Annotated in this window: 13 protein-coding genes; 6 read left to right on the top strand and 7 right to left on the bottom strand. The window is 73.6% G+C overall.

Annotation, left to right across the window (positions count from 1 at the left end; translation table 11 throughout):
• Positions 1 to 93: 93 nt before the first annotated feature.
• Positions 94 to 1,848 (bottom strand): ABC transporter ATP-binding protein, encoded by a 1,755-nt coding sequence (locus tag ACFO9I_RS07495; RefSeq protein ID WP_379179346.1) that lies wholly within the window; start codon positions 1,846 to 1,848, stop codon positions 94 to 96.
• Positions 1,845 to 3,587 (bottom strand): ABC transporter ATP-binding protein, encoded by a 1,743-nt coding sequence (locus ACFO9I_RS07490; RefSeq protein WP_379179344.1) that lies wholly within the window; start codon positions 3,585 to 3,587, stop codon positions 1,845 to 1,847. The genes ACFO9I_RS07495 and ACFO9I_RS07490 overlap by 4 nt, the downstream gene beginning before the upstream one ends.
• Positions 3,588 to 3,700: 113 nt before the next feature.
• Here ACFO9I_RS07490 and ACFO9I_RS07485 point away from each other — a divergent pair, with 113 nt between their 5' ends.
• The gene (locus tag ACFO9I_RS07485; protein ID WP_379179342.1) at positions 3,701 to 4,075 is read left to right on the top strand and encodes a hypothetical protein; all 375 of its coding nucleotides are present in this window, start codon (positions 3,701 to 3,703) and stop codon (positions 4,073 to 4,075) included.
• A gap of 12 nt (positions 4,076 to 4,087) precedes the next feature.
• On the opposite strand, the gene ACFO9I_RS07480 is transcribed toward ACFO9I_RS07485, so the two are convergent.
• Genes ACFO9I_RS07480 through ACFO9I_RS07470 form a run of 3 tightly spaced genes read right to left on the bottom strand, consistent with a single transcriptional unit; the run spans position 4,088 to position 6,027 of the window.
• The gene (locus tag ACFO9I_RS07480) at positions 4,088 to 4,987 is read right to left on the bottom strand and encodes a hypothetical protein (protein WP_379179340.1); all 900 of its coding nucleotides are present in this window, start codon (positions 4,985 to 4,987) and stop codon (positions 4,088 to 4,090) included.
• A gap of 3 nt (positions 4,988 to 4,990) precedes the next feature.
• Entirely contained in the window at positions 4,991 to 5,446 is a 456-nt protein-coding gene (locus ACFO9I_RS07475; RefSeq protein WP_379179338.1) for a DUF6328 family protein, read from the bottom strand.
• Positions 5,447 to 5,484: 38 nt separating this feature from the next.
• Complete coding sequence (locus ACFO9I_RS07470; protein WP_379179337.1) at positions 5,485 to 6,027, bottom strand: YbaK/EbsC family protein; 543 nt, start codon at positions 6,025 to 6,027, stop codon at positions 5,485 to 5,487.
• Between the two features lie 91 nt (positions 6,028 to 6,118).
• Between ACFO9I_RS07470 and ACFO9I_RS07465 the strand changes: the two genes are divergently transcribed.
• Positions 6,119 to 7,150: a glycerophosphodiester phosphodiesterase family protein gene (locus ACFO9I_RS07465; protein ID WP_379179335.1), complete on the top strand. Its 1,032-nt coding sequence runs from the start codon at positions 6,119 to 6,121 to the stop codon at positions 7,148 to 7,150.
• A gap of 16 nt (positions 7,151 to 7,166) precedes the next feature.
• Here the strand turns inward: ACFO9I_RS07465 and ACFO9I_RS07460 are convergent, their stop codons facing one another.
• Together ACFO9I_RS07460 and ACFO9I_RS07455 are read right to left on the bottom strand one after the other, a co-directional pair.
• The gene (locus ACFO9I_RS07460; RefSeq protein WP_379179334.1) at positions 7,167 to 7,490 is read right to left on the bottom strand and encodes a hypothetical protein; all 324 of its coding nucleotides are present in this window, start codon (positions 7,488 to 7,490) and stop codon (positions 7,167 to 7,169) included.
• Between the two features lie 11 nt (positions 7,491 to 7,501).
• Entirely contained in the window at positions 7,502 to 8,743 is a 1,242-nt protein-coding gene (locus ACFO9I_RS07455) for a PspC domain-containing protein (RefSeq protein ID WP_379179332.1), read from the bottom strand.
• 143 nt (positions 8,744 to 8,886) lie between these two features.
• Here ACFO9I_RS07455 and ACFO9I_RS07450 point away from each other — a divergent pair, with 143 nt between their 5' ends.
• The 4 genes from ACFO9I_RS07450 (at position 8,887) to ACFO9I_RS07435 (ending at position 12,357) form a co-directional block, all read left to right on the top strand.
• Entirely contained in the window at positions 8,887 to 10,203 is a 1,317-nt protein-coding gene (locus ACFO9I_RS07450) for a PspC domain-containing protein (RefSeq protein WP_379179330.1), read from the top strand.
• Positions 10,196 to 10,852 (top strand): LuxR C-terminal-related transcriptional regulator, encoded by a 657-nt coding sequence (locus ACFO9I_RS07445; RefSeq protein ID WP_379179328.1) that lies wholly within the window; start codon positions 10,196 to 10,198, stop codon positions 10,850 to 10,852. The genes ACFO9I_RS07450 and ACFO9I_RS07445 overlap by 8 nt, the downstream gene beginning before the upstream one ends.
• Before the next feature lie 90 nt (positions 10,853 to 10,942).
• Positions 10,943 to 11,545, top strand: a complete 603-nt coding sequence (locus tag ACFO9I_RS07440; RefSeq protein WP_379179326.1) for a DUF1326 domain-containing protein — start codon at positions 10,943 to 10,945, stop codon at positions 11,543 to 11,545.
• Between the two features lie 5 nt (positions 11,546 to 11,550).
• Positions 11,551 to 12,357 carry a DUF2182 domain-containing protein gene (locus ACFO9I_RS07435; protein WP_379179324.1) on the top strand — a complete coding sequence of 269 codons (807 nt, stop codon included), beginning with the start codon at positions 11,551 to 11,553 and terminating at the stop codon, positions 12,355 to 12,357.
• The last annotated feature ends 50 nt before the right edge of the window (positions 12,358 to 12,407 follow it).

The raw sequence follows: 12,407 nt of genomic DNA, 5'->3' as shown, positions 1-12,407 counted from the left end.
CGACCCGTCGTGAATTCACGACGGGTCGGCGTCGTGCGCGGTGAATCTGCGACGGGTCGGCGTCGTACGCGGTGAAGCTGCGACGTGTCGGCGTCAGGATCGACCGTGCCAGGAGTCCCACAGGGCTGCGTAGGAGCCGCCCGCGGCGACCAGCTCGTCGTGCGAGCCGAGCTCGGAGATCCGGCCGTCCTCGACCACGGCGACCCGGTCGGCGTCGTGGGCGGAGAAGAGCCGGTGCGCGATCGCGATCACGGTCCGGCCCTCGAGCACCGCGGCGAGCGAACGCTCGAGGTGGCGGGCGGCGCGTGGGTCGATCAGCGAGGTCGCCTCGTCGAGCACCAGCGTGTGCGGGTCGGCGAGCACCAGCCGGGCCAGGGCGATCTGCTGCGCCTGGGCTGCGGTGACCGCGCGACCGCCCGAGCCGACGAGGGTGTCGAGCCCCTCGGGCAGGGCGTCGGCCCAGTCGAGGGCGTCGACGGCTGCGAGCGCGCCGCGGATGTCGGCGTCGGTGGCGCCCGGCGGCGCCGCCAGGGCGAGGTTCTCGCGCAGGGTCCCCACGAAGACGTGGTGCTCCTGGGTCACCAGCGCGACGTGGCCGCGCAGGTCGTCCAGCGGCAGCTCGGTGAGGCCGACGCCGCCGACGGTGACCGTGCCCGTGCGCGGCGGGTGGATGCCGGCGAGCAGGCGGCCCAGCGTGGACTTGCCGGCTCCGGACGGGCCGACCATCGCGATCCGCTCGCCCACGCCCACCGACAGGTCGATGCCGTGCAGCACGTCGCGCCCGTCGACGTACGAGAACCGGACGTCCTCCGCGTCGAGCTCCTCGCCGACCGGCTCCCGGCCGGAGACCTCGCGGTCGTCGGGCACCTGCGCGACCCCGAGCAGCCGCGCCAGCGAGGCGGCGCCGATCTGCAGCTCGTCGAGGATCGACACGATGCGGTCGACCGGGTCGATGAGCATCTGGACGTAGAGCGTCGCGGCGGTGACGTCGCCGAGCGAGGCCTGGCCCTGGGTGTAGAGCCAGCCGCCGAACAGCAGCGTCGCCACGGTCGGGATCAGGTAGGAGATCTCCATGTTCGGGAAGAACACCGTGCGCAGCCAGAGCGTGTAGCGCTCCGCGGCGTACGACTCCGCGATGTCCTCGTCGATCGCGCGGATCCGCTCGTCGCCGGTGCCGAGCGCCTCGACGGTGCGGGCGCCCTCGACGGTCTCGGTCAGCGTGGCGTTGATCGCGGAGTACGACGCGCTCTCGCGCAGGTATCCGTCCTTCGCGCGGGCGAGGTACCACCGCAGGCCGATCACCAGCGGCGGGATGCCGAGCACGCACGGCAGCGCGACCCACCAGCCGACGCTGATGGCGGCGACGAACGTGACGAGGGCGGTGATGACCGCGATGGTCCACTCCGGCAGCGCCATCCGCACCGACCAGCCGAGCTGGTCGACGTCGCGGCTGGTGCGGGTGAGCAGGTCGCCGGAGCCCGCCGACTCCACCACCCCGACCGGGAGCGCCAGGGTGTTGCCGACGAAGTCCTCGCGCAGCTCGGCGAGCACCTGCTCGCCGAGCACCTGGCTGACGTAGCGCGCGTAGCGGGTCAGCACCGTCTGCACGAGCAGGAAGCCCGCCAGCGTGAGCATGATCGTGTCGACGTGGTGGGCCGTGGTGCCCTCCTGGACCGACTGCACGAGGTCGCCGAGCAGGCGCGGCGCGGCCAGGCCGGCCAGCGCGGCGAGCACGTGCAGGGTGACCGCGGACCAGAGCAGGCGCGGGTGGTGCCGCGTCAGCGACACCGCGTAGCGACGCACCTGCGCCGTCGACGCGACCGGCAGCCGGGTGTCCGGGGTGCTCATCGCAGCACCTCCTCGGGGGTCTCCGCGGACGTCGACGGCTCGCCCTCGCGGGTCACGACCGCGCGGTAGACCGGGTCGCTCTCGAGCAGGTCGCCGTGCCGGCCGGTCGCGACGATGCGCCCGTCCCGCAGGAACGCCACCTCGTCGACTGCGTCCAGGACCAGCGGGCTGCTCGTGGTCACGACCGTGGTGCGTCCGGCGCGCTGCGCCCGCAGGCGGGAGGCGATCCGGGCCTCGGTGTGGGCGTCGACCGCCGAGGTCGGCTCCACCAGCACCAGGATCTCGGGGTCGATCGCCAGCGCCCGGGCCAGGACCAGCCGCTGCCGCTGGCCCCCGGAGAACGTGCGGCCGCGCTCGGCCACGAGGGTGTCGAGCCCGGCCGGCAACGCCTCGAGGATGTCGGCGGCCGATGCGGTGTCGAGCGCCTCGCGGACCCGGCCGGAGCCGGTGACGTCGATCCGGTCGGCGAGCCGGCCGGAGAACAGCGTGGCCCCGGTGTCGGAGACGAGGATGCGGTGACGGACCTCCGCACGAGGCAGCGAGGAGAGGGGCACGTCGCCGAGGCGCACGTCGTCGTCGACCTCTGCCGCGGCCAGCCCGAGCCGGTCGGCCAGCGCGGCCGACTCGTCGGGCTGCTCGCTGACCACGGCCACGAGCGAGCCGGCGCGCACCCGCAGGCCGGTGCGGACGTCGTACAGGCTCGAGCCCACGGGCGGCGAGGGGGCCGGCACCTCGGGATCGGTGACGTCGGGCGTGAGCGCCAGCACGCGGCACACGCGGCGGGCGGCGACGCGCGCGCGGATGACCTTGTTGGCGTACTCGGTCGCGGTGCGCAGCGGGATCATCAGGAAGGCCGAGTAGCCGTAGAACGCGACCAGCTCGCCTGGGGTGATCCGTCCCTCGACGGCGTACCGCGCACCGAGCCAGACCACGACCACCACGAACACGCCGGGCAGGAACACCTGCAGCGCGTCGAGCAGCGACTGGAGCTTGGCGACCTCGACGCCGGCCCGGCGGGTGGCCTGGGACTCGCGGCGGTAGCGGTCGTGGAAGACCTGCTCGCCGCCGATGCCGCGCAGCACCCGCAGGCCGCCGACGATGTCGCTGGCGGTGTTCGACAGCTCACCCATGAGCGACCGCTGCCGGGCGCTGCGCACCTGCAGCGGCGAGAGCAGGGGACCGATGAGCAGCATCAGGACCGGCACGCCGACCAGCACGACCAGCCCGAGCGTCACCGACGTGCTCAGCAGGATCACCGAGACCAGCAGGAAGGACACGATCGCGCCGGCGAACCTGGCCGTGACGTCCATGACCTGGCCGAGGTGCGAGAGGTCGTTGGTGCCGATCGCGACCACCTCGCCCGTGGACACCTTGCGCGGCAGCGTGCCGCCGAGGTGCACGGTCTGACGGCCGACGAGCTGGACGGTCCGGTAGGCCGCGGTCAGCCAGTTCGTGACCGCGAACCGGTGCCGCATGATGCCGCTCGCCGCCTGGACCAGCCCGATGGCGAGCAGCACCATCGACCAGACCAGCAGGGCGCGCCCGTCCTTCGCGGCGACCCCGCGGTCGATGGCGCGGCCGATCACCGCGGGCATCACGGCCTGCGAGCTCATCCAGACGATGCCGAAGAGCATCCCCATCACCAGGGTGCGCCACTGGCCCTTGGCCATCCACCACAGGAATCGACCCGGCGACCGGTGGTCGGGGGCTCCTGGGTGGTCGAGAGGGAGGTGGCGCACCCGTCCACGTTACGTAGCGCGGGCGTCCCGGAGCGACCGGTTTTCCGGCGGGCCGGGCGGCCGGCGGGCCGGGGCGTGGGTAGGGTGCGAGCCATCGACTGACGGGGGGAACGATGAGCGACGACGGCTCGTACGACGGTCCGCAGGCAGGATGGCGCCCGGACGGGCTGCTGAGCCCGGGTGCGAGCGCCGTGGTCGCTCTCACGCTCGCGGTCCTGGTGCTGACGGGCAACAACCTGATGGTCCTGGGGACCCAGGCGCTCTTCAACGAGGCGCTCCAGTCGCAGGGCATGACGGAGTACCTCACCACCTGGGCCCTCGGCGGGCTGGTCCCGGCCGCGGCCAGCCTGTACCTCGCCCGCCGTGCTCTGGCCGAGGGCGCGGCCGGCTGGGAGCTCGTGCTGGCGCGTGCCGCGTTCGTCCTGGCCGTGGTCGGCCTCTTCTACGGCGTGCTCCTGGTGGTCGGCGCGCTCATCCACAACCCCTGAGAGCCGGACCGGTCAGAGGCCGCAGGAGTCCCGCGCGAAGGAGATCGCGGCCGACGCCCCGGCGGGGCTCATCCGCACCACCAGGCTGCCGGGCCGGCCGTCGAGGTGCAGGGACACCAGGAACGCCGTCGCGCCCGCGGACTCCATGAAGACGTGGTCGTCGCAGCGCGCGGGCCGCACCGGCAGCTCGATGCGCTGGACGGGGTCGTCGCCGCGGACCCGGACGTGCGGCCGCCACGCCTCGCCGCCGGCCGCGCCGAGGAGCGGGGTGCCGCCGACGTCGTCGATGCGCAGCACGTGCCCCGCGACCCCGGTGGGCCGCACGACCAGGGTCAGGGTGCCGGTGCTGCCCTCGCCCTCGTGGTCGACTCGAACCTCGTCTGCGAAGGCGAGCTCGGCGACCCGGCCGACGGCCAGCGCGAGGCAGCGTGAGTCGACGTAGCGCTGCACGATGTCGTTGTCGTCGGTGACCGGCAGCGTGACCGTGCGCCCGCCGTACGTCACCGTGAGCCGGCCGCGGCCGTGCTGCTGCCCGCACTCCGGCGACGCCGGGAGCGCCAGCGGGTAGCCGCGCTCCGAGCGCGACGGGTTGAGCCGCAGCCGCTCACCGGGCACCGGTCCGCGGAACCGCGGGTCGATGTAGCTGATCCGGGTCGGTGTGACGTCGTGCCGGGTGTCGTTCCCGATCCAGACCTCCATCCGGCCGAGCGCGGCGTCCCGCGAGGACTGGCGCAGGTCGGCGTAGAGCTTCCCGGTCGGAGGTCCCTCGGGTGGCGGCTTGATCGGGGACAGCGTGGGCACCGGCTTCTCGGTGGTGCCCGCCTCCCCGGCGGGCGAGTCGTCCGGTCCGCACGCGGCGGCCAGCACCCCCAGCAGGAGGACGCCGGCCGCCGCGCGCAGACCCCGGAGCACCGGTCAGAACTTCGCGTCGGAGAGCCGGGACGGCAGGACCACCAGCACGGTGACCAGATAGGTGAGGAGCGCGGCCGCGACGACCACGGCGATCGTGCGGTCCACGACCACGTCGAAGATGAGCAGCGCCATCCCGGTGATCAGCGTCGAGACCCCCAGCAGGACCAGGTGCACGAGCCGATGCGCCGTCACGACGACCCGCTCCTTCACGTGCTCGCCCGACAGGCGCCGGTGCACCGCGACCGGTGCCATGACGGTCGCGGTCGTGAGCGCCGCGACCGCTACCAGGAACAGGTACACGTCCTTCTGGAAGTCGTCCAGGCTGCCGAACTTCTGCTGGAACGGCAGCGTGAGCAGGAAGCCCGCGGTCAGCTGTGCCCCGGTCTGCATCACCCGCAGCTCCTGGAGCAGCTCGTTCCACTTGCGGTCCAGGCGTTCCTTCTCGGTCTCGTCTCCCATGGCGCACAGTGTGGACCACGCAGGACCCTTCCCGTACCTCAGATGCCGAGGTCCTCCACGACCTCGGCGCCGGGGAGCTCCGCGACCAGCCGGCCGGGCACCAGCAGCTTGGAGCGGCGCACGCCGGAGCCGAGCACCGCCACCTCCATCTCGAGGACCCGCGAGTCCAGCAGCACCCGCCAGTGCGGGGGCAGGCCGAACGGGGTGATGCCGCCGTGCTCCATCGCGGACTCCTCGACCGCCCGGTCCATCGGCAGGAACGACGCCTTGCGCACGTCGAGGGTGCGCTTGACAAGGTTGTTGACGTCGGCGCGGGTGTCGGCCCGGACCACGCACGCCGCCACCCGCTCCTGGCCGTCGCGGCGCCCGGCCACCACGACGCAGTTGGCGCCGGTGCGCAGCGGCAGGTCGTAGGCCTCGCTCATCGCGGCGGTGTCGGCCAGCTCGGGGTCGATCTCGACGACGGCGACCGACGCCGCGTGCGGCCACCGCTCCAGCAGCGAGGCGACCGGCGCGCCCAGCAGGTGGGGGTGCCCGGTGGCGGGCAGGGACGTGAGGGAACCCAGCGACGGCAACGTCATCGCCCCATCCTGACGGGGACGTCCACGGACGCTCACCCTGGGTTCACCTCGATCCCGCCGCGGGTCCACCTCGACCCGCTGTCCTGAGCGGGTGACCAGCACGCAGCTGACCGCCGTTCCGACCGCCCGTGCGGCCTCCCTGGTCGTCACCCCCGCCGTCGCCGCCCATCGTGGGGCCAGCGGCCTCCGGCCCGAGCACACGCTCGAGGCGTTCCGGCTCGCCGTCGCGATGGGCGCCGACGACGTGGAGCTGGACCTGGTGGCCAGCCGCGACGGTGCGCTGGTCGTCCGGCACGACCTCGAGCTCTCGCGGACCACCGACGTCGCCAGGCGCAGCGACCTGGCCCACCTGCGCACCACCAAGGTGGTCGAGGGACAGCCGAGGACCGGCTGGTTCGTCGAGGACCTGACGCTGGAGGAGCTGCGGACGCTCACCACCCGGGAGCGGATGCCCCGCCTGCGACCCGGGAGCGCGACTCACGACGGCCGGCACCCGGTGGCGACGTTCGCGGAGGTGGTGCACCTCGTGCGCACCGAGTCGGCGCTGCGCGGCCGGTCGGTGGGGGTGCTCGCCGAGCTCAAGCACGTGGCGCACCTCCGCACGGCCGGGCTGCCCCTCGACGACCTCGTCCTCGACGCGCTGCGCGGGCTCGGCCTGGACCACGACCGGTCGCGGGTCAGCGTGATGGCGTTCGAGGACCGGGTGCTCCGGCGCCTCTCCGGGCGCTCACGGGTGCCGCTGGTCCAGCTGCTCCACCGGCGGGACCAGGTGGGTGCCGGGCAGCTGGCATCGGTCGCGGCGTACGCCGACGGGATCGGGGTGCGCAAGAGCATGCTGCTGCGGCAGGACGTCGGTCCCGCTGTCGTCGCCGCAGCGCACCGCGAGTGGATGACGGTGCACGCCTGGACGCTGCGGGCGGAGAACCGCTTCCTCGCACCGCCCTTCTGGGTGGGCGACCGGCGGCACCGGCACGGCGACCTCGCCGGGGAGGCGCGACGCCTGCTGGACCTCGGGGTGGACGGGCTGATCGCCGACCACCCCGAGGAGGTGGTCGGCGCCAGGGACGCCTGGGTCGACGCCGCCGGTCACTCCCGGGTGACCAGCGCCCCCGCGACGACCTAGGGTCCGCCGACCGCGCTCAGCGGTCCTCCTCGGGGATGTCGTACGCCGTCGCGCCGGCGGTGGTGCCGTCGTCGGGCTCCTCCGGGGGCTGCACCCAGCCGGTCTGCCTGGCTCCCCACCGGTCGCGGCTGCTCAGCGTCGCGGCCAGCAGGCCGGCGATGCCGGCGAGCACCCAGGGGAGGGGCAGCAGCCAGCGGACCTCCCGGCCCTCGACCACGTCGCCCTGGACCAGTGCCCACACCCCGACCAGGCCGAGGAACGCCAGGCCCATCACGAGGTGACCCACGTTGACGGGGTGCCGACCGCTGGGGCGGTCGGGGATCTGTGCCGTCTCGCTCATCGTGGTCTCCTTCATCGCTGGTGCACCTCGATCTGGCCGATCTCGAGCTCGGCGTCGATGGTGATCTCGGGGGCGACGGCACCGCCGTCGTGCTGCCGGTCCATGGTGAGGTCGATGCCGCCGGTCTCCTCGCCGAAGAGGTTGACGTTGCCGGGGCCGTTGACGTCGGCGTGGACGTCGGCGTCCAGCCCGTCGGGCAGGATCACCTCGAGCCGTCCGACGTCGCCGCTCACGCGGACCGTCCGTCCGTCGAGCGCGGACAGGTTCTCCACCTGACGGAGGTCGAGGACCAGCTCGCCGGTGCGGATGCTGTACGCCGGGTCCACGTCGGCAGCCCTCGCCGGCGTGCGCTCGAGACGCTCGCCGTCCCAGTTGTCGGCGACGGTGGCGCCGGCCAGGAAGACCGAGGAGACGAGGCCGAGCAGGATCACCCCGCCCGCCCTGCCCCAGAAGGCCCCCACCAGCAGCATCACGCCGCTGATGCCGACCGCCAGTGCCGGGTAGGCCGAACCCGCCACGTCCACGCCGGCCAGGTCGACCGTGCCCAGCACGCCCTCGGCGAGCACGATCAGCGCCAGCGTGAACCAGAACAGGATGGGGCCGCGCTTGCGCGGCGAGCGGGGGCGCACCGGAGCGGGCGGAACCCAGCCGGGCTGCGGGTGGTTCGGGGGGTAGTACGGCGCGTAGCCCGGGGACGAGGCGACCGGGGGTGCGGCGTACGCCGCCGTGCCGGTGGGGTCGTACGCCGGGCCCGCCGCGTCGGCGGTCGGTGGCCCGTACACCGGGGGCTGCGGAGGAGCCGGGGCCCGGCCTCCGTCCTTGCGGGTCAGCAGGACGAGCACGACCAGGGCGACCACCGCGAGCGGCCAGGGGAACCAGGAGGCACCCCACGAGTCGCCGACCAGCGCAGCGGCCGCGACGATGCCCGCGATGATCAGCGCCACGGCACGGGTCCGGTCGTCGAGGTGCAGCGGGGCGGACGTGCTGCCCTCCTCGGGGACCAGCAGCCAGCAGGCGCCGTAGATGATCAGGCCGGCGCCGCCGAAGAAGACCAGCACCACGAGGGCGACCCGGAGGATGACCGGGTCGACGTCGAGGTGGCGGGCGAGCCCGCCGGCCACGCCGGCGACCTTGCGGTCGGTGATGCTGCGGCGGAGGCGGCCGAGGTCGCGGACCTCGTCGCGGGTGACCCGGGGCCCGTGGTCCTGGGGGGCCTCGGCGCCCGAGGGGGCATCGGGTGGTGTCGTCGTCATGGCTCAAGCCTGCTGCGCCGGGGACGCCGGCACCATCGGGGACGACCCTGATCCTGCAGGGGGCGGGGGCACCCGGGCTCAGGGTCGGCTCGGGGTTCGTCCTCATGGTGAGGGGTCCTGCCCTGTGTGACGATTGAGCCGAGATGACCAGCGCACCCACCACCGGACCCGTCAGTGGCCCCACCGCCAGGCTCGGCGTCCGCAAGGCGTACCGCGACGCCCAGGAGCCGATCATCGGCGGTGTGGCCTCGGGCCTGGCGCGCCACCTGGGCGTGCCGGTGCTGTGGGTCCGGGCCGCCTTCGTGGTCGCCGCGCTGCTCGGCGGCTTCGGCGTCGCGCTGTACGCCGGCCTGTGGATGGTCCTCCCGTCGGACTCCCGGTTCGAGACCGGTGCCCCGGGGCTGGAGAGCGCCTCGCGCGGCGGCCGCCGGCCGGGCCGGATCCGCCGTCTCGGGGACGTGGGGCCGGCGGTCGCGCTGGCGGCGCTGGCGTTCGGCGGTGTCCTCATGGTCGAGGCGGTCTTCGGCCGCGGCGCGGTGTTCTGGCCGCTCTTCCTCGGCATCATCGGCATCGCGCTGCTGTGGCGGCAGGCCGACGAGGCCCAGCGGGAGCGCTGGCTCGACACCACCGGCCGCATCGACCCGGTGCGGATGGTGCTCGGCAGCGGCGGCTGGGCGGCGTACGCCCGACTCGCCGCAGGTCTCGGCCTGGTGGTCACCTCGCTGGCGCTCTTCGTCTTCCGGGGCGACTCGCTGGCGGTGGCCCGCGACGTGTTCGTGGCGGTCCTGCTCGGGGTGGTCGGCATCGCGATCGTGGTCGGCCCGTGGGTCTACCGGCTGGCCTCCGACCTCACGGCGGAGCGCGCCGAGCGGGTGCGCACCCAGGAGCGGGCCGACGTCGCGGCGCACCTGCACGACTCGGTGCTGCAGACCCTCGCGCTGATCCAGAAGAACGCGGGCGACGGTCCGACCGTCGCCCGGCTGGCCCGGGCCCAGGAGCGCGACCTGCGCTCGTGGCTCTACGCGGGGGAGTCCACCGACGAGAGCACGCTCGCGAGCGCGCTGCGCGGGGCGGCGGCCGCGGTCGAGGACGCGCACGGGATCTCGGTGGACGTGGTGACCGTCGGTGACTGCGACTTCGACGAGTCGCTTCGCGCGATCGTGGCCGCCACCCGCGAGGCCGTGACCAACGCCGCCAAGCATGCCGGCACCGGCCGGGTCGACGTGTACGCCGAGGTCTCGCCCACGGCGGTCGACGTGTTCGTCCGCGACCGGGGTCGCGGCTTCGACCCCGCCGACACACCCGCCGACCGGCACGGCGTACGCATGAGCATCATCGACCGGATGGACCGGCACGGCGGCTCCGGCGAGGTGCGCTCGACGATCGGTGAGGGGACCGAGGTGCGCCTGCACCTGCCCCGCCAGGCCCGTGGGGCCCGACAGGAGGACATGGATGAGTGAGCACGCCCCGGTGAGCGTCGTGATCGTCGACGACCACGCGATGTTCCGGCGCGGTGTCCGCGCCGAGCTCGAGGCGACCGGAGCCGGAGCCGTCGACATCCGCGCGGAGGCCGCCGACGTCGACGAGGCGGTCGCCGCGATCGCAGCGCACCACCCGGACGTGGTGCTCCTCGACGTGCACCTGCCCGGCGGGGGTGGTGTGGAGGTGATGCGGCGGATGCCCTCGCCGGAGTCGCGCTACCTGGCGCTGTCGGTCTCCGACGCGGCCGAGGACGTGATCGGCACGATCCGGGGCGGGGCGAGGGGATACGTCACCAAGACCATCACCGGCCCCGAGCTGGTGCAGGCGATCAGGCGGGTCGCCGAGGGCGACGCGGTGTTCTCCCCGCGGCTCGCCGGGTTCGTGCTCGACGCGTTCGCCGGCACCATCGACGTCGCGGCGGTCGACGAGGACCTCGACCGGCTCACCGAGCGGGAGCGGGAGGTGATGCGGCTCATCGCCCGCGGCTACGCCTACAAGGAGGTGGCCAAGGAGCTCTTCATCTCCATCAAGACCGTCGAGACCCACATGTCCAGCGTGCTGCGCAAGCTCCAGCTGTCCTCGCGCCACGAGCTGACCCGCTGGGCCTCGGACCGCCGCCTGCTCTGAGCCGCCGACCCCGCAGATGGCACGGTCGGTCCATTGACGGGTCACGCGGGGCCTGCGGAGACTGGGAGGGACGCGGGAAGGAGCCGGGCCATGGCATGGAATCTGACCGGCAGCTACGTGGAGACCTGCTCGTGCGAGCTGATGTGTCCCTGCAACCTCACTTTCGACCACGGTGCCACCTACGACTTCTGCCGGGTGACGCTGGTGTTCGACATCCGGCAGGGTGAGATCGAGGGCACCGACATCTCCGGACGTCGGGTGGTGCTGATCGCGGACACCCCGAAGGTGATGACCGACGGGAACTGGCGGCTCGGCGTGTACGTCGACGACCAGGCCAGCGACCGGCAGCTCGACCAGCTCGTCAAGGTCTTCGGCGGGCAGCTGGGTGGGCCGATGGCGGCCCTGGCCCCGCTGGTCGGCGAGATCGTCGGCGTGGAGCGTGCCGCGATCGAGGTCACCGACGACGGGGTGCTGCACAGCGTCCGCGTGGGCGACACGATCGACTTCGAGATCGAGGACGTCGTGCCGTTCGGTGTGGAGACCGGCGAGCCGGTGCGCTTCCAGGGCATGTTCCACCCGGTCGCGTCGGACCTCACGATGGCCGAGGCAAGGCGCAGCCGCATCAACGCGTTCGGCATCTCCTACGAGGGCAGGACGGGTCTGTCCACGTCCGAGTTCTCCTGGGCCGCCTGACGTCGATGGCCTCGGCGACCGGACCGGGGCGCGCCGGCCCCACGACCGCGGTCGGCGCCGTACGGGCCCGGCTCGCCCTGGTGGCGGGCCTGTTCGCCGTCGCGGCGCTCGGGTGGGTCTGGACCGTGCACGAGATGCGTGGCATGGATGCCGGCCCGTGGACGGGCCTCGGCAGCCTCGGCTGGTTCCTGGGCGTCTGGGTCGTGATGATGGCGGCGATGATGTTCCCCTCGGTCGCACCGACGATCGCGCTCTACACGCGGGTGACCAGGGAGAGCTCCCCGACCGCACCCTGGCTGTTCGCCGGCGGCTACCTGCTCGCGTGGGCTGCGGCCGGCCTGGTCGCCTACACCGTGGGCGTCGTGGCGGTCGCGGCCTTCGGGGACGTGCTGGCCTGGGACCGCGCGGGTCAGGAGATCGCCGCTGCCACGCTGCTGGTCGCCGCCTTCTACGAGGTCACCCCGCTCAAGGACGTGTGCCTCGCCCGGTGCCGCAGCCCTCTCGGCTCGTTCCTGGGGTCGTGGCGGGGTGGGCCCACGGGCGCGCTGCGGATGGGGGTGCGCAACGGCGCGTGGTGCGTCGGCTGCTGCTGGGCGCTGATGGCCTCTCTGTTCGCCCTGGGGGTGATGAGCGTCAGCTGGATGGCCCTGGTCGCCGGCATCATCGCGGTGGAGAAGACGCTCCCGCTGCGACACGGGCTCACCTACGGCGTGGCGGCCCTGCTGCTGGGGCTCGGTGTCCTGCTGCTGGTCGCGCCCGGCGCGCTGCCCGGCCTGACCATCCCGTCCGGCCAGACCATGCAGATGGGCTGACCGGGAGGTTGGGGGCCTCATCCGGTCAGTGCGTCACCGGGGCGGGTGGC

The organism is Nocardioides sp. GCM10023255 (genome assembly GCF_042653125.1).
GTDB lineage: Bacteria > Actinomycetota > Actinomycetes > Propionibacteriales > Nocardioidaceae > Nocardioides.
This window is presented reverse-complemented; position numbering and strand designations above follow the sequence as displayed.

Bases quoted from the DNA above. Each gene is read 5' to 3' on its own strand.
- ACFO9I_RS07495 (WP_379179346.1), bottom strand. From the start codon at position 1,848: ATGAGCACCCCGGACACCCGGCTGCCGGTCGCGTCGACGGCGCAGGTG.
- ACFO9I_RS07485 (WP_379179342.1), top strand. From the start codon at position 3,701: ATGAGCGACGACGGCTCGTACGACGGTCCGCAGGCAGGATGGCGCCCG.
- ACFO9I_RS07475 (WP_379179338.1), bottom strand. From the start codon at position 5,446: ATGGGAGACGAGACCGAGAAGGAACGCCTGGACCGCAAGTGGAACGAG.
- ACFO9I_RS07470 (WP_379179337.1), bottom strand. From the start codon at position 6,027: ATGACGTTGCCGTCGCTGGGTTCCCTCACGTCCCTGCCCGCCACCGGG.
- ACFO9I_RS07460 (WP_379179334.1), bottom strand. From the start codon at position 7,490: ATGAGCGAGACGGCACAGATCCCCGACCGCCCCAGCGGTCGGCACCCC.
- ACFO9I_RS07455 (WP_379179332.1), bottom strand. From the start codon at position 8,743: ATGACGACGACACCACCCGATGCCCCCTCGGGCGCCGAGGCCCCCCAG.
- ACFO9I_RS07450 (WP_379179330.1), top strand. From the start codon at position 8,887: ATGACCAGCGCACCCACCACCGGACCCGTCAGTGGCCCCACCGCCAGG.
- ACFO9I_RS07445 (WP_379179328.1), top strand. From the start codon at position 10,196: ATGAGTGAGCACGCCCCGGTGAGCGTCGTGATCGTCGACGACCACGCG.
- ACFO9I_RS07440 (WP_379179326.1), top strand. From the start codon at position 10,943: ATGGCATGGAATCTGACCGGCAGCTACGTGGAGACCTGCTCGTGCGAG.
- ACFO9I_RS07435 (WP_379179324.1), top strand. From the start codon at position 11,551: ATGGCCTCGGCGACCGGACCGGGGCGCGCCGGCCCCACGACCGCGGTC.